The sequence below is a fragment of the Bacteroides sp. 1_1_14 genome (assembly GCF_000162515.1).
Lineage (GTDB): Bacteria > Bacteroidota > Bacteroidia > Bacteroidales > Bacteroidaceae > Bacteroides > Bacteroides thetaiotaomicron.
The window spans coordinates 553,956-578,200 of the sequence record NZ_GG774703.1 but is presented as its reverse complement, the minus strand read 5'-3'; the positions used below and the strand labels follow the sequence as shown (position 1 = coordinate 578,200).

Below are 24,245 nucleotides of genomic sequence, written 5' to 3'. Positions count from 1 at the left end.
TTTGAACAGATAACTTAAAATTATACGTATTTGAATCATTCCAGCACCTATATATGAATATGATTCAGCAACTTTGCAAACAAGAAGTAAACACTGATTATCAGTTCAATCATAAATAATTAATTTATAAAACATTTCTGTATCATGAAAAAAAAATATGTAAAGATTATGTTTTTATCATTGTCATTGCTGACAATTAGCACAACAGCTACTTATGCAGTTCAACCCGAAGATGATAAAAAAGAAAATGAAGCCTTACAAACCTCAACAGAGGAACATCTACCATTACTAACGATTAATGGTACAAACGCATCATCATCCTTCATTGTCAATTCCGAGGCTTTACTCGGCAAAGAAATAACAATTACAGCTCCAAACGGTTTCACCGTAACTCCGACTGTTATAGCAGCCAACTCTGGGAAACAAAAAGTGAAAGTGATCTTAAACAGTACTAAAAGACTGACTGAAGGGAAAATTATTCTGCGAAGTGGAGATATCCGTTCATATATAAAAGTAAAAGGATTTGGAACTGCCCTTCCAGTGAAAGACATTGCAGCATCTCCTGTTTATAAGAAAGGGAATGATACGGAATTTACCAAAGCATTCACTCCAAATTCAAAAGGATATACTATTGAGTTCAAAATAAAAACAGATGACTCGGAGAAAAACTTTTATCCTTATTTTGTAAACGAAAAAGGTTATGGATTCAAAGCGTATATTACCTCTAATGAAATTGGATTATTCAATGCCTACAAAAAAGAGATCAATAATCCTGCAACAAATGGAAAAGCAGGGGGAAAAGGCAAGTTCTATAATAATGATGGACAAGCACATGTTTATCGTTTTGCCATAACACCAGATAACCGTGCCTTCATTTATAGAGATGGAATTCCTGTAGATTCCGTTAGAATTATAGACTACGCTCCCCAGCCAAACTTTGCAGAGAAAGTTGGCAAACCAGTAGAAAATCTTTTGAAGAACCCAAACTTCGAAGGAGAATTTGATGTAAATCCAGAAACAAAGTTAGTTAGTAGAGTTGAGGGGTGGGATGTTGTTATTGGCGACCGTTGGAATTCAGAACAACAAATTCTTCCTGAAGAAATTGATAATAATCAGGACCTGGACAATCATGTTTTTGAAATTAGACCCTATAAATGGGCAGCTGGCTGGAGTGATGGTATCCTAATGCAAGTGGTAGATGTTGTACCGAATGAAAGTTACACACTATCTGCTCTATTAAAAGGAGGAATAGCAAAAAAAGAAGGAAAACTCACCGGTAAAATGATCATAGAAGAAGTGCAAGACCCTGAAAAAAAAGTCATCACAGAAATTGCCAGTGACAACTGGGAAACTTATTCAATGGACTATACTACTTCTGCCGAATGTAACCAAATTCGTGTATCCTTTACAGTAGGACGTGGAGGATGGGGAAATGATATCGGAGCTGTCCGTGTAGACAACGCTAAACTGACCGGCACATCACGTACATACTCGCCCAAATTCGGTTTTATAGATAATACTGCCGATGTGGAATATTTCACAATTGATGAATCCGGAGCCTATGCACCAGCACAGCCTGAAATAACGATTAACATTGAAGACTAAAATAACGAAAACATGAGAATAACTTTATTTATCTGCTTTATGTTCTCATTCACCTCTATTTTTTCACAAAACACCCAGATCAGTCCGAGTGTTTTGTGGAATGACATAGATGGGGAGCAAATTAACGCGCACGGTGGATGTGTCGTTTACGAAAAAGGAACTTATTATTGGTTTGGAGAAGATCGTACAGGTTTTAAATCAAATGGGGTAAGCTGTTATCAATCTAAAGACTTATACAACTGGAAACGGCTGGGGTTGTCGATGAAAACGACAGGTGAAGCCAGAGAAGACATGAATGATATATCGCAGGGACGTTTGTTTGAACGTCCCAAAGTAATTTATAATCCCAAAACTAAGAAATGGGTAATGTGGAGCCATTGGGAAAGTGGAGATGGATATGGAGCTGCACGTGTTTGTGTAGCAACAAGCGATAAAATAATGGGGCCTTATGTACTTTACAAAACATTTCGCCCTAATAAAAACGAGTCCCGTGATCAGACGTTATTCGTAGATACAGACGGAAAAGCATATCATTTCTGTTCTACGGATATGAATACCAACATGAATATTGCATTACTTAGAGACGATTATCTGGAGCCGACTCCAACAGAAACTAAAATTTTAAAGGGACTTAAATATGAGGCACCCGCTATTTTTAAGGTTGGGGATATGTATTTTGGATTATTTTCCGGTTGCACAGGCTGGGAACCCAATCCCGGGAGAAGTGCCTACAGTACTTATATACTGGGGAACTGGACAACAGGGAATAATTTTGCTGTAGACAAACTCAAACAAGTTACTTACAACTCACAAAGCTGTTATGTATTTAAAGTGGAGGGTAAAGAAAAAGCTTATATATACATGGGTGACCGTTGGAACTCTAAGGATGTAGGAAAGTCTCATCATGTGTGGTTGCCCATTAGTATGCGCTCAGGCTATCCTGTCGTAAAATGGTATGATCAATGGGATTTAACCGTGTTTAATAGTATGTATCGTTATAAAAGAGCTGCAGAAATCATACCCGGTAATATATACTCATTATTAGAAAAGACCTCTGATCGCTTAGTGTCTAAACCTACCAATGGTTTCAGTATAGCGGATGATGATGATGACATCAATCTAAGTCTGGAGTTTATAAAGACTAATATACCCAACGTATATAAAATAAAAGATACCAAAACCGGAAAGTTTTTGGAATCACTGTTCGGAACTTTACGCCTCAATCCCGAGAAGAAAGATGATGCTCAATGCTGGGTATTCAACCTGCAGGAAGATGGTTATTATCAGATACAAAATCTGAAGGATAAGAAGTATGTTACAGTTTCCGGTTCAAATACATTTGCCGGAAGTAATTTATATCTTACTGAATTATCCAAGAAGTTAATGCAAGATTTTGCAGTATATTTCGATTCCAATAAATATAAATATAAGGAAGCAGATATATTCTCTGCTGCCTACAAGGCTAATAATCTAAAACAGATGGAAGCCCAATAAATTTCTCATATGTAATTCTGATAAATTAAATTTGTTACATTATGAACATAAAAAGTCAACAGGCAAAAAATAGTTTTCTATTCATATTTATATATCTATGCAGTCTGTCTTTGCAACCTGCTTTCGCAACTCAATCGAAAGAAGTTATAACAACAGATATCTGGGCAGCCACTGCCACTGTATTCAAACTTGTCGGTGAAAAAGCCGTCAACAATGTAAAACTGAATTGGATGCAACGAGAGGACGCTGACCTTTATAAAATCTACCGGGACGGAAATTGTATTGGAGAAGCTAAAGGAAATACATACGATGATTATAATCTGAAAGCAGATAAAACCTTTACCTACCATGTAGAAGCATTTAAAGAGGGGAAGAAAATAGCCACGTCCGCTTCTCAACAAGCAACAACCTTTACCCCTAGCGGCGAAACTAAAATTTATGATAATCTAAACGGGAAATATATCACCAAAGAATCTATCAAGAAACCTCAGGGTATGAAAATTGGAGATCTTTATTTCTCTTATAAAATGGAAAACGTTGAAAAGGAAATAGATGGACAAACACTCAAAGGATGGCTAGCTACAGAAAGCTTTTCTCCAACAGGACTCGATGGTAGTTGGAGTGCTTCTCGTGAACTGGCTTTTTACCCAAATGTAAAATTTGAGGGTATTGCTTTCAGATATAACGCAAAAACCGGCAAGGTAGTACTTTCAGCACATTATGAAGATCAAAGTGGATATGTTGCAGCTAAAATCTATCTGGCACAAATAACTCCCAAAGGTGAGCTCGAAGTAGGCACTATGGAACGACCATTGGGCCATGAGTCTAGAGACCAATCTCTTTTCATTGACGATGACGGTACAGCTTATCTCCTTTCAGCTACAAATATGAACAGAGATATAAATATCTATAAGCTAGACACTTCATGGACTAAGCCTGTTTTATTAGTTAATACAATATGTAAAGGACTGCATCGGGAAACTCCTGCAATCATCAAAAAAGACGGAGAATACTATTTCTTCAGTTCAAAGGCTTCCGGATGGTATCCGAGTCAAACCATGTATACATCTGCCGCTGATTTAGGAGGTGAATGGACACCTATGAGAGAAATCGGCAACAATTCTACTTTTGATGCACAGTTTAATAGAATCAGTACAGTTGGAAAAACCTGCGGAGTATGGAGTTACCACTGGGGAGCGCAACGAAAATATAAAACTCCGGATGGTAATTTCCCGAGAATTTCAATAGCCGCATTTAACAAAGGATATGCTTCGATGGATTATTACAGATACCTAGAGTTTAGTGACAAATATGGTATTATCCCTGTTCAGAACGGTAGAAACCTGACATTAAATGTACCGGTGACAGCCGCTGTCCCAGGAGCGAGAGGAATTAAAGCTGATTGTATCACGGATGGAGCTTGTACAGAATCTTCTGCTTATTTCCAGAAAAGTTCAAATGCTGCTACAGGTTCTCCTTATATGTTTACCATAGATATGCAGAAAGAAGCCGTGATTTCTGAGATTAATCTTTCGACAAGATTGGTTAACGGTTCCGAGGCTGCCTACAAATATACCATTGAAGGAAGCCGGGATGGAAAAAGTTATAAAATGCTCGTAGACGGCAAATTAAACTGGCAGGTAGGATTTCTGATTCTGAATATTGAAGATCCGTCGCTCTACAGATATTTACGGCTCCGCGTATACGGTGTTGTCAATGTACATAAAAACAATTCTGCAATGTGGGCAGATGGCATTTATGAATTTGCTGCTTACGGAAAGCCACAGTAAATAAGAAAGCAAAATATTAGAAAAAGCCAGTTAACTGTTTAAATGTTGACTGGCTTTTCATTTTACAATAGATCACTAAAAGTTACCCTATCAAGCTTTCTGTATTTAACGATTCCATTATTCGTTAATATATACCATTTTGTACAAGCAAATAATAAACTAAAGCCCAATCCTGATCATTTGCATATGGATCGTAGAATCCGCCCTTTACTCCGTTAACCTTATTTGGATAAATATAGGCGCAAGAAGCTTTTCCATCTTCAAAGAATAAACACAGATTATTTCTCACAATATTCTCTGCACGCTCTTTATATGAATGATCTCCCGTACATTGCGAATAAAGATAAAAAGCAGCTCCTGACAATGTACTCCAATAGTGTGGAAAAGTATCTCCCCACATTTCCCGCTTACCAAACCAATAACCATCCCAATGACGAACAGCTATTTCATTCAAATGATAACTGGGTTGTTTGCCATTGAAAGCTTCCAATACAGGCATTTGAATCTTTGCCCCATCCAAATATTTCTGCCTTCCGGTTTCCATATAAAGTTGAAGCAAGAACATGACTGATGGAGCTACAATGGCTTGTTCGTAGTTTACTTCACTAGCCGGATAATTCGAACCATTTTTCAAAAAAGTATCACCAACTGCAATATAATCATTCTCCAGCTCTTGATATTCTCTTTGCATATCAGCATTTTTTAAAGTTTGTAGTCCTAAGCGAACCGGTATACCTATGGCATAAAAACCATGTCCGAACTGTTTGAACATAGACCGCAAAGTCATATAACCATGTTTAGCATATTGTTTGTCATTGGTTATTTTATACATCTGGAAATAAAAATCCGCTACCCATACATAATTGTATGCCCTGTTACGTCCCTTCTGATCGACTGAAGAGAAAGTCTTATAGTCAGCATCTTGCAATCTATTACGCAAAAAACTTGCATATCGCAATAAAGATGCCTTTACTTCAGCAACAGGATGCAATTGATAATACTTTGCTAAAAGTACCCCCATACCGACTCTTTCAGCACCTTCATCCCTGTCAACCGGATTACAGTTATGAGTATTATTCAGATATATTTCATTCTTTTCATTATCATAAACCATATAAGCATCTCTACGCGTATTCGAACTTTTCATCTGTTGATTTGCAACTATAAACTCTACTCGTTTTTTAATCAAATCATTCACATTACTAATCACCAAACAATTTGCATGAGTTTTTTTCCCTGTGCCATATAGTATATCAAAACGCACTTCTCCCAACTGATCCATTACTACTTCAGCATACCATGCTGTTCCTTGTTTTTTCATAGGGATAGTGACATCATTCTTTTTAAGTATACAGTCTTTTACCATCTGCCCACCTGATATTTTCACAAGGGCAGTTTCTCCCTTCTCAAATACATACTTGTTGCAAGATACCCAGACACTCTCTCTTTCCAATAACTTTTGACGGAAATCATCTCCACCTTTATGCGAAAAGATATACCACGAAAATACTTGTTCATCACCCGGCATCAATTTCATATCCGGAAGATTCAAAGAAATAATTCCTCTTGTATGAGAGTTACCCTTATTTCTATCACGCTCTGATATTTCATAACTTTTAATTTCGCCTTCCCTCAAAACCAGTCCCAAATGTGGAGCATATCCTCCCATACGTGTTGCGTTTACATAAGCTGCATTATCACCCTCCCATATATGAGCGTTAGCCCGCATATTTATACAAGCTTGTGCCCCTGGATAGTTATCGTTGAATGGAGTATAGATGCCTATATCCGATAAAAGTATTTCCTCTGTTCCATCGTTTCGGAAAGTATACTCTTCTATTAAATCTTCTCCTTTCATACTCCTTTCTACAAGGATACATATATCTCCAACTCGGTAAGTAACTTCTCTCCCATCCTGCTTTATACTGGCAGGAAGATTCCAAAACAGCTTGTTTTTCTGATTTCTTCTCACCTCAGTGAAATAGCCAAGTCCCCAACCATAATTCTCCTTTATCCAAGGATATTGGCTACCATCTGTTGCTATCAGCCAATTCATGTTCTGTTTATCATTATCAATATTCATTGATTGTATAGCTCCAGTTTTCGAATTCACTGTAAAGTTTACTTTTTGGGCTTTAACAGAAATGCATATTACTGTCAACAACCCAATACCACAAACCTTTAAAAAAGGATTCTTTACTTTTCCCATTGACATCGTCCTATTTTTCTTAAAACAGGGCTTACTTCTTTTAGATAAATCTAAATCCATTGTTTCTCATTTAATTAATTATAGTTATTAAAAATATCATTGCTAAGTAATTATTCAAAGATAATTCTTTTTTAAATGGGAAAAGTTCTATAATCATTCAAAAGGGAACAGTAATAAATAAAATACCTCATCCTTGTCGAGGGCAATTCCCCGTTTGACTAAATTTCATTCAAATCCGTTCAATTTTAATTCAACATTTCAAAATCCGGTTGATTAGTCAGTTGTATATCCAAGCAGAGTACACTTAGAGAGCAAATAGTAAAAAGAAAAAATTCAATCCATTTATTCGCTAGAATCAAAGAAAGTCCCTATCTTTACCCCAAGCAATTTTTATTATTCACCATTAAATGTAAATATTATGGCAAGTAGAAGAGAACTTAAAAAGAACGTAAACTATATCGCAGGAGAATTATTCACTGAGTGCTTAATCAATAGTATGTTTATCCCTGGTACTGATAAGGCTAAAGCTGATGAACTGATGGCTGAGGTTTTAAAAATGCAGGATGAATTTGTCAGCCGCATCAGCCATACAGAACCGGGCAATGTGAAAGGTTTTTATAAGAAATTCCGAGTAGATTTCAATGCAAAAGTTAACGAGATTATTGAGGCCATCGGAAAATTGAACTAAAGATCAGAATGAAGAAAGCAATTTATAGCTTTATCTATTACCGCCTGTTAGGGTGGAAGACAAACGTTACGGTACCTAATTATGATAAATGCGTGATATGTGCCGCACCACACACAACGAACCTTGATTTATTTATTGGAAAACTGTTTTATGGAGCATTAGGCCGTAAAACAAGTTTCATGATGAAAAAAGAGTGGTTCTTTTTTCCGTTAGGAATTATTTTTAAAGCTGTAGGCGGAATTCCCGTAGACCGTAGTCGGAAAACTTCGTTAGTTGATCAGATGGTTCATCATTTTGCTGAATGCAAAAAGTTTCATCTGGCTATCACACCCGAAGGAACCCGCAAGGCGAACCCGAACTGGAAAAAAGGGTTTTATTACATCGCCCTTAAGGCTCAAGTACCTATCGTTCTGATCGGTATTGACTACAGTACAAAGACCATAACGTCCACTAAAGCAATTATGCCGACGGGAGATCTTAATAAAGATATGCGGGAAATCAAACTGTACTTCAAGGATTTCAAAGGAAAACATCCTGAGAATTTTGCACTTGGAGAACTTTAAGAATAAAGTAATAAGTAATAGGTATTAAGTATTAATCGTAGCTGCTGAAATGCTGCTTCGCATGGTATATTACCTATTACTTATTCCTTATTACCTATTACTTATTCCCTATTACTTAAAACAGGCATCATGGATTCGATTCGTATTTCCATAGTACAAACCGATATCGTTTGGGAAAACAAACAAGAAAATCTCCGTTTGCTCCACGAGAAGCTGCAAAGTCTCCGTGGAACAACGGAGATTGTTGTTTTACCGGAGATGTTTTCTACAGGATTCAGTATGCAGAGTGATATGCTGGCGGAAGCAAATTCCGGTGAGACGATTACAGCACTGAAACAATGTGCTTCTTTGTTTCAAGTGGCCATCTGCGGGAGTTATATCACTGTAGACAACGGAAGATATTACAATCGTGCTTTCTTTCTGACGCCGGAAGGAGAAGAATTCTATTATGATAAACGCCATCTGTTCCGCATGGGACGTGAGGCAGAACATTTCTCGGCAGGCGATGAACGTCTGATTATCCCTTACCGTGGCTGGAATATCTGCCTGCTTGTATGCTACGATCTTCGTTTTCCGGTGTGGAGCCGGAACGTAGCCAATCAATATGACCTATTAATATATGTAGCAAACTGGCCTATCCCCCGCCGTCTGGCATGGGATACACTGCTTCGTGCCCGTGCCTTGGAAAATCAGTGTTACGTATGCGGGGTCAACAGAGTAGGTATAGACGGATATCATCTGAAATACAACGGAGGAAGCAAAATCTATTCAGCGCTCGGAGAAGAAGCGGCCTCCGTGCCCGACGAAACGGAGGGCATAGCAACTGCTACGCTTCATCTGACCGCACTTCATCAGTTCAGAGAAAAGTTTCCGGTATGGAAAGATGCAGACGAATTCCAACTCCGCCATTCGTGATAAAACAAATGTTAAAAACGATTTGAAGGTGCAACAATACCTAGAAGTTAGTAGTTAATTATATAGACTTCTTTTGTATCTTTGTCGTGAAAATACAGTCGTAAGGACTCTAATCTTACATAACTTAATTAACAACTTTATGAAAACAAATCTTAGTTCTCAAATCACTCTCCACAGGGTCTCCCCCAAATACTACAGACCGGAGAATGCATTTGAAAAATCAGTCTTGACAAGACTCGAGAAAATACCTACAGACATTTATGAGTCTGTAGAAGAAGGGGCTAACTACATTGCTTGCGAAATAGCACAAACCATCCGCGAAAAACAGAAAGCAGGACGCTTTTGCGTACTAGCACTCCCCGGAGGTAACTCACCCAGTCATGTCTATTCGGAACTGATCCGCATGCATAAGGAAGAAGGACTGAGCTTCCGTAACGTGATCGTATTTAATATGTATGAATACTATCCGTTGACAGCCGATGCTATCAACAGCAACTTCAATGCTTTGAAAGAAATGTTGCTGGATCATGTCGATATTGACAAACAGAATATATTCACTCCCGATGGAACCATCGCCAAAGATACCATCTTTGAATATTGCCGTCTGTACGAACAGCGCATCGAAAGTTTCGGAGGTATTGACATTGCCCTGCTGGGTATCGGTCGTGTAGGTAATATCGCATTCAACGAACCGGGTTCACGTCTGAACTCTACCACACGTCTGATCTTATTGGACAATGCATCGCGCAACGAAGCATCCAAGATTTTCGGAACGATAGAAAATACTCCGATCAGTTCTATCACAATGGGAGTATCTACCATTCTTGGCGCTAAAAAGGTATATTTGCTGGCATGGGGGGAAAATAAGGCAGCAATGATCAAAGAATGTGTGGAAGGTCCGATTAGCGACACTATTCCTGCATCTTATCTGCAAACTCACAACAATGCTCATGTATCGATCGACCTTTCGGCTTCCATGAACTTAACACGCATCCAACGTCCATGGTTGGTAACATCCTGCGAGTGGAATGATAAACTGATCCGCAGCGCTATCGTATGGCTGTGCCAGTTGACAGGCAAACCGATTCTGAAGCTGACCAACAAGGACTACAACGAAAACGGTCTGAGCGAACTTCTGGCATTGTTTGGTTCTGCTTACAATGTAAATATCAAGATTTTCAATGACTTGCAGCATACCATCACCGGATGGCCGGGTGGCAAACCTAATGCTGATGATACCTACCGTCCGGAACGTGCCAAACCGTATCCGAAACGTGTGGTTATCTTCTCTCCGCATCCGGATGACGACGTTATCTCCATGGGTGGAACCCTCCGCCGCCTGGTAGAACAGAAGCATGAGGTACACGTAGCTTACGAAACTTCCGGTAACATTGCCGTAGGTGATGAGGAAGTGGTTCGTTTCATGCATTTCATTAACGGATTCAATCAGATTTTCAATAACAGCGAAGACTTGGTAATCAGCGAGAAATATGCAGAAATACGCAAATTCCTGAAAGAAAAGAAAGACGGTGATATGGACAGCCGTGACATTCTGACTATCAAAGGTTTGATTCGTCGTGGTGAAGCCCGTACCGCTTCTTCTTACAATAATATTCCGTTAGATCGGGTACATTTCCTTGACTTGCCGTTCTATGAAACCGGCAAGATTCAGAAAAATCCGATTAGCGAGGCTGACGTAGAGATCGTACGTAACCTGCTTCGTGAAATAAAGCCTCATCAGATTTTCGTAGCCGGTGATTTGGCTGACCCACACGGTACACACCGTGTATGTACGGATGCCGTATTCGCTGCTGTCGATCTTGAAAAAGAAGAAGGAGCCAAATGGTTGAAAGACTGTCGTATCTGGATGTACCGTGGTGCGTGGGCAGAATGGGAAATTGAGAACATCGAAATGGCTGTACCTATCAGTCCGGAAGAGCTTCGTGCAAAACGTAATTCTATCCTGAAGCATCAGTCGCAGATGGAAAGCGCTCCGTTCTTAGGTAATGACGAACGTCTGTTCTGGCAACGTAGTGAAGACCGTAACCGTGGCACAGCAACGTTGTACGATCAGTTAGGACTGGCATCGTATGAAGCAATGGAGGCATTTGTAGAATACATTCCTCTATAAGAAAGAAGATTCTTAATTAATAGAATATAAAACAATCAAAGAAGAGTGGGCAGTTCGATACTTCCCACTCTTTTTTTGTTTATTTTTGCAGGAGATTTTGCCACAGAATGCAATGGACTTACATGAACGCGAGATTCATTTCGTATTCTCCTTCCAAAAGGGGAAATGCCATCAAGGGGAAAGTGGCGGACATAGATAATCATAGGATGCAACCTAAAGAGTGGAACGATGAAAAAAATAATAGTCTTTCTTCTGTGCCTGACAATGGGCACCAGTCTTCTCTTCGCTCAAGACATTGAGAGAAATATAAAAGAGCGGTTAACGGATTACTTTGCCAAATACACAGCGACAGCAAAAATCAGTACACCGAAACTGAACAGTTTCGATATTGATTATGACCGCAGAACCATTCAGATTTATGCTTCGGAAAGCTTCGCCTACCAGCCATTTCTGCCGGAAACGGTAGAAACCATCTACAATCAGATGAAAGAATTACTCCCCGGTCCGGTAAACTATTATCAGATCACCATTTATGCAGATGGAAAGCCCATTGAAGAATTAGTTCCCAACTTATACAGAAGCAAGAAAAAGGATAAAGAACGAATGGCGCTGAACACCGAATACAAAGGTGCTCCATGGGTGAAAAACACTTCCCGCCCCAATGAGATATCCCGAGGATTGCAGGACCGGCATATTGCCCTCTGGCAAAGTCACGGTAATTATTATAAGAATGACAAAGGCGAATGGGGATGGCAACGCCCCCGATTATTCTGCACTACAGAAGATATGTTCACTCAATCTTTCATTCTTCCATATGTCATTCCGATGTTGGAAAATGCTGGTGCCATAGTGTATACTCCTCGCGAACGGGACACACAAAAGAATGAAATCATCGTTGACAACGATACTCCGAATGCTTCCCTTTACCTGGAAGCAGGCAGTAAGAAGGCACGCTGGACGACTACTTCCGTGAAAGGATTCGCCCAGAAAAAAGCCATTTACAAAGATGGGGAAAACCCTTTCACTGACGGTACCAGCCGATATATTCAAACAGAAAAGAAAAAAAAGAAGAATAAGGATCAGGCTTTTGCCGAATGGGTACCTACCCTGCCGGCAACCGGAAAATATGCGGTCTATGTTTCATATCAGACACTACCCAATAGCGTGAGCGATGCCAAATACCTCGTCTTTCATAATGGGGGTGTCACGGAATTTAAGGTCAATCAGAAAATAGGCGGCGGTACTTGGGTGTATCTCGGAACTTTTGAGTTTGACAAAGGAAATAATGACTACGGTATGGTTGTGCTTAGTAATGAAAGTAGCGAGCATGGCGTAGTGTGTGCAGATGCCGTACGCTTCGGAGGCGGAATGGGTAATATCTCACGAGGAGGAAAAATAAGCGGACTTCCCCGTTATCTGGAAGGAGCACGATATTCATCCCAGTGGGCCGGTATGCCATACGATGTATATGCCGGGCGTAAAGGAGAAAACGATTATACAGACGATATCAATACACGTTCCAATACAATCAACTATCTGTCGGGAGGCTCTGTCTATAATCCGGGACAAGCGGGTTTAGGTGTACCTCTGGAAATGACTATGGCACTTCATAGTGACGCAGGATGCAGTAAAGACGATGAAATCATCGGTTCGCTCGGTATCTATACCACCGATTTCAATAATGGCAAACTAAATTCGGGAATGGACAGATATGCTTCACGTGATCTTGCGGATATCCTGCTGACTCAAATTCAGAAAGATATTCGTACGAACTACAATCTACCATGGACACGCCGCAGCATGTGGAACCGGAATTACAGTGAGACACGACTTCCTGCTACTCCTTCCACGATTATCGAATTGCTCTCTCATCAGAACTTTGCAGATATGCAGCTCGGTCATAATCCGAATTTCAAGTTTACCGTAGGACGTGCTATCTACAAAGGTATCCTGCAATTTATAAACAGTCAGCATGGCAAAGACTATGTAGTGCAACCTCTTCCGGTCAGCAACTTCGCTATCCATTTCGGAAAAAAGAAAAACACACTGGAACTTACCTGGAAAGGGGAAGACGATCCGCTGGAACCGACAGCCCGTCCACGGGAATATATGGTATATACACGCATCGGATACGGAGGATTCGACAACGGAACTCTGGTCAGCAAACCCTATTACAATGTCAAAGTAGAACCGGGACTTGTCTATTCGTTCAAAGTGACAGCCGTAAACCGGGGAGGAGAAAGTTTTCCTTCTGAAATCCTTTCGGCTTATAAGGCAAAACGTGAACGAGAGAGAATCTTGATTATCAATGGATTCGACAGAATCAGCGGTCCGGCTGTCATTAACACACCGGACAAAGCCGGATTTGATCTGGAACAAGATCCGGGAGTACCTTATTTGTCCAATATCTCTTTTTGTGGGGCACAGAGCGGATTCAACCGTTCACAAGCCGGAAAAGAAGGAGAAGGCAGCCTGGGACATAGCGGCAGAGAACTGGAAGGCATGGAGATAGCAGGAAATACGTTTGATTATCCTTTCATTCATGGAAAAGCCATTCAGGCAGCAGGGAAATACAGTTTTGTTTCGTGCAGCGACGAAACGGTAGAGAATGGAATCGTCACTTTAGAAGATTACCCGATCGTAGACTATATACTCGGACTTGAAAAGGAAGACCCGATAGCCAAAGCATATTACAAAACATTCTCTTCACCGATGCAAAGACTGATTACAAGCTATTGCCAGTCAGGAGGTAATTTGTTCGTCAGCGGTGCGTATGTGGGAAGTGACATGAGCGGAACACAAGGGAACCGGGAGTTTACAGAGAAAGTTTTGAAATACGGTTATCAGAACAGTCTGACAGACAAAAGTTCCGGTCAGATCAATGGATTAGGACGCAGCATCACGATCCCCCGCTTGCCCAATGAGACCAGTTATGCTGTTACGGCACCGGACTGCATCGTTCCGGTAGCTCCCGCATTTCCAGTATTTACTTATGCACTTGGCAATCAGTCGGCAGGCATTGCTTACAAAGGGGCGGACTATCGTACCTTTATACTCGGCTTTCCTTTCGAAAGCATTCAGTCCGAAACAGATCGAGCCAGCATTATGGCAGGGATACTAGGTTTCTTTACTCAGAAATAAAGTACTCACGGATATAAGATTTATTTTCTGAAAGCCCGGATAAAAATATCCGGGCTTTTTTAATCCGTTTTTCATTTTAAATTCTATCTTTGCTCCTAGTAATAACCCTTAAAACTAAAAAACGATGTATACTATACAAGCAAACCCTAGCGGTACACGCAGCATAGAGGTGTCCAGCGAAAATCTGAAAACAATCGAGAAATATGCCTTATTCCGCCATCTCATCGATAGTACCGGAATTGTAGACGAACCCGTACTGGATAAACTGAAACTAAATATTCGTTCCCTGATTGCCAGTCAGGAAGAGGACAGTAAAGAATTGCTGGATCTTTGCATAGATGTTATTTATCACAATAACATGAAAGCATTCGGCCTGCAACAACTCATCAAGCTCTATCTCACCTGGCTTTCCACTCAGGATGCGGAAGAGGAGGAAGAATAATGATTACGGTAGATACCTGCGGAACAACAGCTTACAGTCCTTTGATTCCTGCAATCAAAGCTATATGCGAGGCTCCTTTCGGTGAAACGCTCGAAATTATCATGAATCATGCAGATGCTTTCCAAGACTTAAAGGAATATCTTTCCGAGCAAAGCATCGGTTTTCGTGAAATCTATGACGGAGAGCAAATGACATTGCAATTTACAATCAATGAGAAGTTTTAAAAAAACATCTTAATGATTGAAGTTAAACATCCCAATGAATAAAAAAATCATTGGGATGTTTTTTATTATCCGTATCTTTGCGGCATGAAAGAATATCGATTGACCGATTGGTTACCTACCACCAAGAAAGAAGTGGAACTCCGCGGATGGGATGAACTGGATGTCATTCTTTTCAGCGGTGATGCTTACGTAGACCATCCCTCATTTGGCGCTGCCGTCATCGGACGTATCCTCGAAGCGGAAGGTTTGAAAGTTGCGATCATCCCCCAGCCCAACTGGCGTGATGACCTGCGTGACTTCAGAAAGCTGGGTCGTCCCCGATTATTCTTCGGCATCTCTGCCGGAAGTATGGACTCGATGGTTAACAAATACACTGCCAACAAGCGTCTGCGCAGTGAGGATGCGTACACTCCGGACGGCCGTCCGGATATGCGTCCGGAGTATCCTTCCATCGTATACAGTCAGATTCTAAAAAGACTCTATCCGGACGTTCCTGTTATATTAGGAAGTATTGAAGCGAGTTTGCGCCGTCTGAGTCATTATGATTACTGGCAGGATAAAGTTCAGAAAAGTATCTTATGCGATAGTGGCGCAGACTTACTGATCTATGGTATGGGAGAAAAGCCGATTGTAGAACTAACCCGGAAAATGAAGGAACTGCTTCCTGCGGAGGATGCTTCATTGACAGCCGGTGAACTCAAGAAAATAGCGGGAACTATCCCTCAGACAGCCTATCTCTGCCGTGCGACAGAGTGGACTCCTGCCGCAGACGATATTCAGCTTTACTCACATGAAGAGTGTCTGGCTGACAAAAAGAAACAGGCTAGCAATTTCCGGCACATCGAAGAAGAATCCAATAAATATGCGGCTTCCCGTATCACACAAGAGGTAGATAATAAAGTGGTCGTTGTCAATCCTCCTTATCCTCCGATGAGCCAGGAAGAGCTTGACCATTCGTACGATCTGCCCTATACCCGCCTTCCCCATCCTAAATACAAAGGAAAGCGGATTCCCGCATATGATATGATAAAGTTCTCCGTCAACATCCATCGGGGATGCTTCGGCGGTTGTGCATTCTGCACCATTTCCGCACATCAGGGGAAGTTTATCGTCAGCCGCAGCAAGGAGTCTATCTTGAAGGAAGTAAAGGAGGTGATGCAGTTGCCCGACTTCAAAGGGTATTTAAGTGACCTTGGAGGCCCTTCCGCCAATATGTATCAGATGAAGGGTAAAGATGAAGCAATATGCAAAAAGTGCAAACGCCCGTCATGTATTCATCCCAAAGTGTGCCCGAATCTTAATTCAGACCACCGCCCGTTATTGGACATATACAAAGCGGTAGATGCCATCCCCGGCATAAAAAAATCATTTATCGGCAGTGGAGTGCGCTACGACTTATTGCTCCATCAGAGTAAAGACGCCGCCACCAATCGCAGCACGGCTGAATACACACGCGAGTTGATTGTCAATCATGTGAGCGGACGCTTGAAAGTAGCTCCGGAGCATACCAGCGACCGGGTGTTATCCATCATGCGCAAACCTTCATTCGAACAGTTTGAAACTTTCAAAAAAATATTCGACCGTATCAACCGGGAAGAGAATCTACGTCAGCAACTTATACCGTACTTTATCTCTTCGCACCCCGGCTGCAAGGAAGAAGACATGGCGGAACTGGCTGTTATCACCAAGCGGCTGGATTTTCATCTGGAGCAAGTACAGGACTTTACCCCTACTCCGATGACTGTAGCCACCGAAGCATGGTACAGCGGATTTCATCCCTATACACTGGAACCTGTATTCAGTGCCAAAACACAACGGGAGAAACTGGCACAACGACAATTCTTCTTCTGGTATAAGCCGGAAGAACGAAAGAATATTCTGAATGAGTTAAGACGTATCGGCCGACAGGATCTGATAGACAAGTTATACGGAAAGAGAAACAAATGAAACCGTTAAAACGGCTTCCCTATTGACTTTGCCTTTTAAATTTCGTATATTTGTAGAAACAAATCTGGAATTAAAAGCATGAAACGTACAAATATAAAGACATAAAGATATAATTTACATGTATGAGAGTACATTGTAAGGAGTAAGAATGGGGTGAAGTCCGCAAGGATTTCACCCCATTTTGTTTAATTAATTCCTCTCATTCCGAAGAATTTGGCAAAATATAGTTTATAATAAACTTGGGACCCGTTTATAATAAACGTCCTCACTATTTATTATAAATGTGATGCGAGTTTATGAAGTAACTTGTATAAGAAAGAGAAAACAAAAATCACAGATGACAGAAAAAAGGCATCAGACGAAAATATATTCATACATTTATAACAAACAATATACTGATTGTATTTCTCCTTCTTTATTGACAATTAATGATCATCCTGTTCTTTCACCGGCAACGCTACAATCTCCTGCAACACACTAACGGCAGTTTCCACATTAGTCACATCCTTTATCAGCATACTCCGTCGGCCGTTCTGCTCACGCAGGTCACAGCGCCGGGTATATTTCATCATGTAATCTATCATTTTGCCAAACGCCTGACTCTGATAGAACGGACTATCCGCATTGGAGACAAAGAATAGCGTCATACGTCCGCCCTTCAAGAAGACTTTCTCCACTCCCAATCGCGCCGCCAAGCGACGGAGGGGAACGATGCGAAGCAATTCCTGCGTTTCCGGCGGAACAGGTCCGAAGCGGTCTTCCAGGCGGAAACGGAAGGCATCCACGTCTTTATCCAGCGTCAGTCCGTCCAGTTCGCGGTAAAGCAACATACGCTCGCTGCTGCCCGTCACATAGGTGGCCGGCAACAGAAGTTCAAGATCGCTTTCTATCTGACATTCGTCTACAAATTCTTCTCCACTGATCTGACCTTCTCCCTTTATTTCATCTGCATACAATTCTGCAAACTCATCATTCCTCAGTTCATGAACTGCTTCGGCAAGAATTTTCTGATACGTTTCGTACCCCAGATCGGCAATGAAGCCACTCTGCTCTGCTCCGAGCAGGTTACCGGCTCCACGTATATCCAAATCCTGCATAGCGATATGGATGCCACTCCCCAAATCACTGAAGTTCTCAATCGCCTGCAAGCGTCGTTTTCCTTCTGCCGTCAGACTGCTCAACGGAGGCGCCAGCAGATAGCAGAAAGCCTTTTTGTTACTGCGTCCTACCCGTCCACGCATCTGATGGAGGTCACTCAGACCAAAGTTCTGCGCTTGGTTGATGATGATCGTATTGGCATTCGGAATATCGATACCGCTCTCTATGATAGTAGTCGCCAAAAGCACATCATAGTCATAATTGACAAAGTCAAAAATGATCTGTTCCAGTTGTGTGGGTTCCATCTGTCCATGCCCGATGGCAACACGGCAATCGGGAATATGACGTTCGATCATCGCTTTCAGTTCCGGAAGGTTCGCAATCCGATTGTTGACAAAGAAAACCTGACCGTTGCGGCTCATCTCAAAATTAATCGCGTCCGTAATCACTTCCTCATTAAAGGTATGTACTTCTGTCTGAATCGGATAGCGGTTAGGCGGAGGCGTAGAGATTACACTCAGGTCGCGGGCTCCCATCAGCGAGAACTGAAGCGTACGTGGAATCGGTGTGGCAGTCATGGTCAATGTATCCACATTCACCTTTAGCTGTCGCAGCTTCTCCTTCACAGAGACTCCGAATTTCTGCTCTTCATCAATGATCAGCAAGCCTAAATCTTTAAACTGAACATCTTTTCCTAAAATACGGTGGGTGCCGATAAGAATACTGACTTCTCCTTCCTTCAGTCCTTTCAATACGGCTTTGGACTGAGCTGCCGTACGGGCACGGCTCAAATATTCTACCCGGCAGGGCAGATCCTTCAAACGTTCGCGGAATGTCTGGAAATGCTGATAGGCAAGAACAGTCGTCGGCACAAGGACCGCCACCTGTTTATTATCGGCTACGGCTTTAAACGCTGCACGGATTGCTACTTCTGTCTTTCCAAAACCCACATCTCCGCACACCAAGCGATCCATCGGACGGTCGCTTTCCATATCGGCCTTCACCTCCATCGTTGCCTTACTTTGGTCGGGCGTATCTTCATAGATAAAGGAGGCTTCCAGTTCACGCTGCAAGAAGCTGTCAGGGCTGTAAGAGAAACCCTTTTCCTGACGGCGCTGCGAATATAGTTTAATGAGGTCGCGGGCAATATCTTTAATTTTCGCCTTCGTACGGTCTTTCAGTTTCTCCCAGGCACCGGTACCCAGTTTATTCAGTCGCGGAGCTTCTCCGTCCTTACCTTTATATTTGGAAACTTTATGAAGGGAATGAATGGAAACGAACACGACATCCTCATTCTGAAAGACAAGTTTCAGCACTTCCTGCGTAGTATCTCCATTCGGAATGCGTACCAAACCGGAGAAACGACCGATACCATGATCCGTGTGAACCACATAATCTCCCGGAGTAAACTGATTCAATTCTTTGAGGGACAGAGCGACCTTACCCGAACGGGCCTTGTCACTTTTCAAGTTGTACTTATGGAAACGGTCGAACAGCTGATGATCCGTAAAAATACACAGATGCAGCGTATGATCCACAAAGCCTTCATGTATCGTACGTACTACAGGAGTAAACTGAATCTTATCTCCCCGGTCTTCAAAGATGGCTCTGATACGGTCGGTCTGCTTAGTGCTGTCACTACAGATATAAAGTGAATATCCCTGTTCAAGATAGTCCTTGAAAGAACCGGCCACCAGATCAAAGTTCTTATGAAAAATAGGTTGTACGGAAGTATGGAAAGAGATCTTTGCATCCGGCGTACCAGTCGGTTTATTCCCAAACTCCATCCGGCGGAAATCGAGGGCACGTACCGTAAATTCACTGCCATCAATCAGCTTGCCCTCCAGCGTGATACCGCCATTTTCTTCGGCTTCCTGTACGGCAATAGCCTGTGGCGTCAAAGCCTCATCGTGCACTACCTGGATACGCTCGCGCAACCAAAGGAAGTCACGCATTGCCAAAACGGTTTCTTTAGGAATGAAATCAAGAAAAGAAGTTGTCACATCTCCCGTCACTGCCAGGTCAGGGACTATAGCCACTCCCTCTTTCCTCTCACGGGACAACTGCGACTCTACTTCAAATGTACGGATACTCTCTACTTCGTCACCGAAAAAGTCAATACGATAAGGATATTCCGAAGCAAACGAAAAGACATCAATGATACTACCCCGAACGGCATATTGTCCCGGCTCGTACACATAATCCACATATTCGAAACCATAGCTATGCAGCACGTCTGTGATAAAAGTAGTGTCCAGCTTCTCTCCCACATTCAGTTTCAAGGTCTTATCGCTCAGTTCCTTGCGGGATACTACTTTCTCCGCTAGCGCATCCGGATAGGTAACGATGCACAAACCTTCTTCTCCTTTCTGCAACCGGCTCAGTACTTCTGTACGCAGAATCTCGTTGGCCGCATCCTTTTGTCCGTACTTGATGGAACGGCGGAATGAAGACGGGAAGAACAACACTTTCTCTGTTCCCAGCACTTGTGTCAGGTCATGATAAAAATAGCCCGCCTCTTCCAGATCGCCCAGTACAAAGACAAACGGACACACATCTTGTTTCACCAATACAGAAGAGAAAAGAGAAGCGGAAGAAGCACATAAGCCCCCGCAAAAAATAGTTTGAACGGACGCATCCTTCAGCAGTCGTTCCATGACTGCTGTATTAGGATGAGCGGCATATTGTTGTTGCAACTCAGTTATTGTCATAGCTATAAAATTTCACCGCAAAAGTACGAAAAAAGAATCGGGATTGATATAGTCACACCGAAGTTTTCTTCTTCAAGATTGTTTCAAGCCTTGAAACTATTGGTTTCAAACAATGAAACTAAAAGTTTCAAGGCATGAAACCAATAGTTTCACACCGGGGAACAAATACAAACGCGTTAAATTATCCTTAGTCCCTCTATAACTAAAGGAAAAGCGCTACATTTGTCTTAAAAATAGGACTTCTATGCAATTATCAGATAGCATCGTTATTATCCCGACCTATAATGAACGGGAGAACATAGAAAATATTATCCGTGCCGTTTTCGGTTTAGACAAGGTATTCCATATACTGGTTATAGAAGACGGATCTCCGGACGGCACTGCAAGCATTGTGAAAACTTTGCAACAGGAATTCCCCGAACGCCTCTTTATGATCGAGCGCAAAGGGAAGTTAGGATTGGGTACTGCTTACATCGCAGGATTCAAGTGGGCGTTGGAGCACGCATACGAATATATCTTCGAGATGGATGCCGATTTCAGCCATAACCCGAATGATCTGCCCCGTTTGTACGCAGCTTGTGCAAAAGAAGGAGGAGACGTATCTGTCGGCTCCCGTTATGTAAGTGGTGTGAATGTAGTCAACTGGCCGATGGGACGGGTGCTGATGTCTTATTTTGCCTCCAAGTACGTCCGCTTCATTACCGGTATTCCGGTGCATGATACGACTGCCGGATTTGTATGCTACCGCCGTCAGGTACTGGAAACAATCGATCTGGACCATGTTCGCTTCAAAGGATATGCTTTTCAGATCGAGATGAAGTTCACTGCTTACAAATGCGGATTCAAAATCATAGAAGTCCCCGTCATCTTCATTAACCGTGAGTTGGGAACTTCCAAGATGAACAGCAGTATCTTTGGAGAAGCCATATTCGGAGTGATCAAGTTAAAAATAAATAGTTGGTTCCATAAATTCCCGCAAAAGAAATGAAACGTATACTGATAAAAAACGCCGTAATTGTCAACGAAGGAAGAAAAGTTCCGGGATCTGTTGTTATTGAAGGTGAGAAGATTGCTAAGATCTTAGTTGACAGACAAGAGGCTGCCATGCCTTGTGACGAAACGATTGACGCATCCGGCTGTTATCTTTTGCCGGGGGCTATTGACGAGCACGTACATTTCCGCGATCCGGGGCTGACTCATAAAGCAGATATCACAACGGAAAGCCATGCCGCGGCAGCCGGAGGAGTTACCTCGATCATGGATATGCCGAACACAAATCCTCAGACCACAACTTTGGAGGCGCTGAATGACAAACTGGCTTTGCTGGCGGAAAAATCATCTGTCAACTTCTCCTGTTATTTCGGAGCGACTAACAATAATTATCCGTTATTCAGTCAGCTGGACAAAAACCGGGTATGTGGGGTGAAGTTATTTATGGGTTCCAGTACGGGAAATATGCTGGTAGACCGGATGGCAAGTCTGCGCAATATCTTCGGAGGTACGGATTTACTGATTGCAGCACACTGTGAAGATCAGGGAATCATCAAAGAGAATACGGATAAATATAAAAAAGAATACGGTGACGATGTACCTTTGTCACTTCATCCGGTCATCCGCTCGGAAGAGGCTTGCTACCGTTCTTCCGCTTTGGCGGTACAATTGGCACGCGAGACCAATGCGCGTCTGCATATTATGCATATTTCTACTGCCAAAGAACTGAGTTTATTCTCCAAAGCACCTTTGGCAGAGAAGCGTATTACTGCCGAAGCGTGTGTGTCTCATCTAATTTTTACCGAAGAAGATTATCAGACCTTAGGAGCACGCATCAAATGTAATCCTGCCATCAAAACGGCAGAAGACCGGAAGGCTTTGCAGGAGGCAGTCAACAGCGGTCTGATCGACGCTATAGCGACCGACCATGCTCCGCACTCCTTGAGCGAAAAAGAAGGAGGTGCATTAAAAGCCATGTCCGGCATGCCGACCATACAATTCTCTTTGGTCAGTATGCTCGAATTGGCAGACAAAGGCGCTTTCAGCATCGAAAAGGTAGTAGAGAAGATGTCTCATGCTCCTGCACAAATGTATGAGATACGTAATCGCGGATTTATCCGGAAAGGATATCAGGCGGATCTGGTTTTGGTTCGCCCCGACAGTGCGTGGACTGTTACCACAGACTGCATCCTAAGCAAATGTAAATGGAGCCCTCTGGAAGGTCATACTTTCCACTGGAAGGTAGAAAAAACATTTGTGAACGGTCATCTGTTATATGATAACGGAACCATTGACGAGAATTATCGTGGACAGGAGTTAAGATTCAGATAAACAGCAACTCGTCACTTATAAACATATGATTTTATCTTATAAGATACATAACGTCGCCCCCTACATCAATTGGATTTACTTTTTCCATGCATGGGGATTCCAACCTCGTTTCGCAGCGATCGCCAACATTCACGGTTGCGATGTCTGCCGTGCTTCATGGCTGACTACTTTTCCGGAAGAAGACCGCAACAAGGCTTCCGAAGCTATGCAACTATTTAAGGAGGCCAACCGGATGCTGGATTTACTTGACAGGGATTATGAAGTGAGAACTATCTTCAAACTTTGCAAAGCAAACTCGGACGGAGATAACCTGGTGATTGAAAAAGAAACCGGTCAATTCCTAGTTTTCCCTTTGCTCCGCCAGCAGACGCCTAAACGGGATGGAAGCCCGTTCCTTTGCCTGAGTGACTTTATCCGCCCTCTTTCTTCTGGCATTCCGGATACAATAGGTGCCTTTGCTTCTTGCATAGATGCAGATATGGAAGGCCTGTACGAGCAGGATCCCTACAAACATTTACTCGTCCAGACTCTTTCCGACCGTCTGGCAGAAGCTGCTACGGAAAAGATGCACGAATATGTACGCAAAGAAGCGTGGGGATACGCCAAAGATGAAAGTCTGTCAATGCCCGATCTGTTGGTCGAGAAATATCAAGGGATTCGCCCTGCCGTAGGCTACCCGTCCCTGCCCGATCAATCCATCAATTTCCTGTTGGACGAACTGCTGGATATGAAACAGATAGGCATCACACTGACCGAGAATGGTGCCATGTACCCTCATGCTTCGGTCTGCGGTCTGATGTTTGCCCATCCGGCTGCCGAATACTTCTCTGTCGGAAAGATAGGAGAAGACCAGCTCGAAGACTATGCCCGCCGTCGGGGAAAAAGTACGGAGGAAATGCGAAAATTCCTGGCTGCCAATCTGCAATAACTTTCGTTTACTTGTGATTTTTCTCCTTTTCGCACGA

Annotated in this window: 16 protein-coding genes; 14 read left to right on the top strand and 2 right to left on the bottom strand. The window is 42.3% G+C overall.

What is annotated here, in order from left to right:
• Positions 1–144 precede the first annotated feature (144 nt).
• The 3 genes from HMPREF9007_RS18695 to HMPREF9007_RS18705 are packed head-to-tail and all read left to right on the top strand — an operon-like array spanning position 145 to position 4,889.
• Positions 145–1,605 carry a hypothetical protein gene (locus tag HMPREF9007_RS18695; protein ID WP_008760563.1) on the top strand — a complete coding sequence of 487 codons (1,461 nt, stop codon included), beginning with the start codon at positions 145–147 and terminating at the stop codon, positions 1,603–1,605.
• Between the two features lie 12 nt (positions 1,606–1,617).
• The gene (locus HMPREF9007_RS18700) at positions 1,618–3,099 is read left to right on the top strand and encodes a family 43 glycosylhydrolase (protein ID WP_032850157.1); all 1,482 of its coding nucleotides are present in this window, start codon (positions 1,618–1,620) and stop codon (positions 3,097–3,099) included.
• Positions 3,100–3,140: 41 nt separating this feature from the next.
• Positions 3,141–4,889, top strand: coding sequence for a family 43 glycosylhydrolase (locus HMPREF9007_RS18705; RefSeq protein WP_032850155.1), 1,749 nt, complete (start codon positions 3,141–3,143; stop codon positions 4,887–4,889).
• Positions 4,890–5,013: 124 nt separating this feature from the next.
• Here HMPREF9007_RS18705 and HMPREF9007_RS18710 read toward each other — a convergent pair whose 3' ends face one another.
• On the bottom strand, positions 5,014–7,098 hold the full coding sequence (locus HMPREF9007_RS18710; protein ID WP_165000514.1) for a six-hairpin glycosidase: 2,085 nt from the start codon (positions 7,096–7,098) through the stop codon (positions 5,014–5,016).
• Positions 7,099–7,516: 418 nt separating this feature from the next.
• On the opposite strand from HMPREF9007_RS18710, the gene HMPREF9007_RS18715 reads away from it, so the two are divergent.
• From HMPREF9007_RS18715 to HMPREF9007_RS18750, 8 genes are all read left to right on the top strand, one after another.
• On the top strand, positions 7,517–7,786 hold the full coding sequence (locus tag HMPREF9007_RS18715; RefSeq protein WP_008760559.1) for a hypothetical protein: 270 nt from the start codon (positions 7,517–7,519) through the stop codon (positions 7,784–7,786).
• 8 nt (positions 7,787–7,794) lie between these two features.
• A complete protein-coding gene (locus tag HMPREF9007_RS18720) occupies positions 7,795–8,349 on the top strand; it encodes a 1-acyl-sn-glycerol-3-phosphate acyltransferase (RefSeq protein ID WP_008760558.1) in 555 nt (184 codons plus the stop codon).
• Positions 8,350–8,478: 129 nt separating this feature from the next.
• The gene (locus tag HMPREF9007_RS18725) at positions 8,479–9,264 is read left to right on the top strand and encodes an amidohydrolase (protein WP_008760557.1); all 786 of its coding nucleotides are present in this window, start codon (positions 8,479–8,481) and stop codon (positions 9,262–9,264) included.
• 139 nt (positions 9,265–9,403) lie between these two features.
• Entirely contained in the window at positions 9,404–11,395 is a 1,992-nt protein-coding gene (locus HMPREF9007_RS18730; RefSeq protein WP_008760556.1) for a glucosamine-6-phosphate deaminase, read from the top strand.
• A gap of 228 nt (positions 11,396–11,623) precedes the next feature.
• Positions 11,624–14,536, top strand: coding sequence for a xanthan lyase (locus HMPREF9007_RS18735; protein WP_008760555.1), 2,913 nt, complete (start codon positions 11,624–11,626; stop codon positions 14,534–14,536).
• Positions 14,537–14,660: 124 nt separating this feature from the next.
• Entirely contained in the window at positions 14,661–14,978 is a 318-nt protein-coding gene (locus HMPREF9007_RS18740) for a hypothetical protein (RefSeq protein WP_008760554.1), read from the top strand.
• Complete coding sequence (locus tag HMPREF9007_RS18745; RefSeq protein ID WP_008760553.1) at positions 14,978–15,202, top strand: sulfurtransferase TusA family protein; 225 nt, start codon at positions 14,978–14,980, stop codon at positions 15,200–15,202. Before HMPREF9007_RS18740 ends, HMPREF9007_RS18745 begins: the two co-directional genes overlap by 1 nt.
• Positions 15,203–15,286: 84 nt before the next feature.
• The gene (locus tag HMPREF9007_RS18750; protein ID WP_008760552.1) at positions 15,287–17,149 is read left to right on the top strand and encodes a YgiQ family radical SAM protein; all 1,863 of its coding nucleotides are present in this window, start codon (positions 15,287–15,289) and stop codon (positions 17,147–17,149) included.
• Between the two features lie 425 nt (positions 17,150–17,574).
• Here HMPREF9007_RS18750 and mfd read toward each other — a convergent pair whose 3' ends face one another.
• Positions 17,575–20,958, bottom strand: coding sequence for a transcription-repair coupling factor (gene mfd / locus HMPREF9007_RS18755; RefSeq protein ID WP_008760551.1), 3,384 nt, complete (start codon positions 20,956–20,958; stop codon positions 17,575–17,577).
• A gap of 244 nt (positions 20,959–21,202) precedes the next feature.
• Between mfd and HMPREF9007_RS18760 the strand changes: the two genes are divergently transcribed.
• From HMPREF9007_RS18760 to HMPREF9007_RS18770, 3 genes are read left to right on the top strand one after another with little or no spacing between them, the layout of a single operon-like run.
• A complete protein-coding gene (locus HMPREF9007_RS18760; protein ID WP_008760550.1) occupies positions 21,203–21,946 on the top strand; it encodes a polyprenol monophosphomannose synthase in 744 nt (247 codons plus the stop codon).
• On the top strand, positions 21,943–23,280 hold the full coding sequence (locus HMPREF9007_RS18765) for a dihydroorotase (RefSeq protein ID WP_008760549.1): 1,338 nt from the start codon (positions 21,943–21,945) through the stop codon (positions 23,278–23,280). The genes HMPREF9007_RS18760 and HMPREF9007_RS18765 overlap by 4 nt, the downstream gene beginning before the upstream one ends.
• A 25-nt stretch (positions 23,281–23,305) precedes the next feature.
• Positions 23,306–24,208, top strand: a complete 903-nt coding sequence (locus tag HMPREF9007_RS18770) for a vitamin B12 dependent-methionine synthase activation domain-containing protein (RefSeq protein ID WP_008760548.1) — start codon at positions 23,306–23,308, stop codon at positions 24,206–24,208.
• Positions 24,209–24,245: the final 37 nt, after the last annotated feature.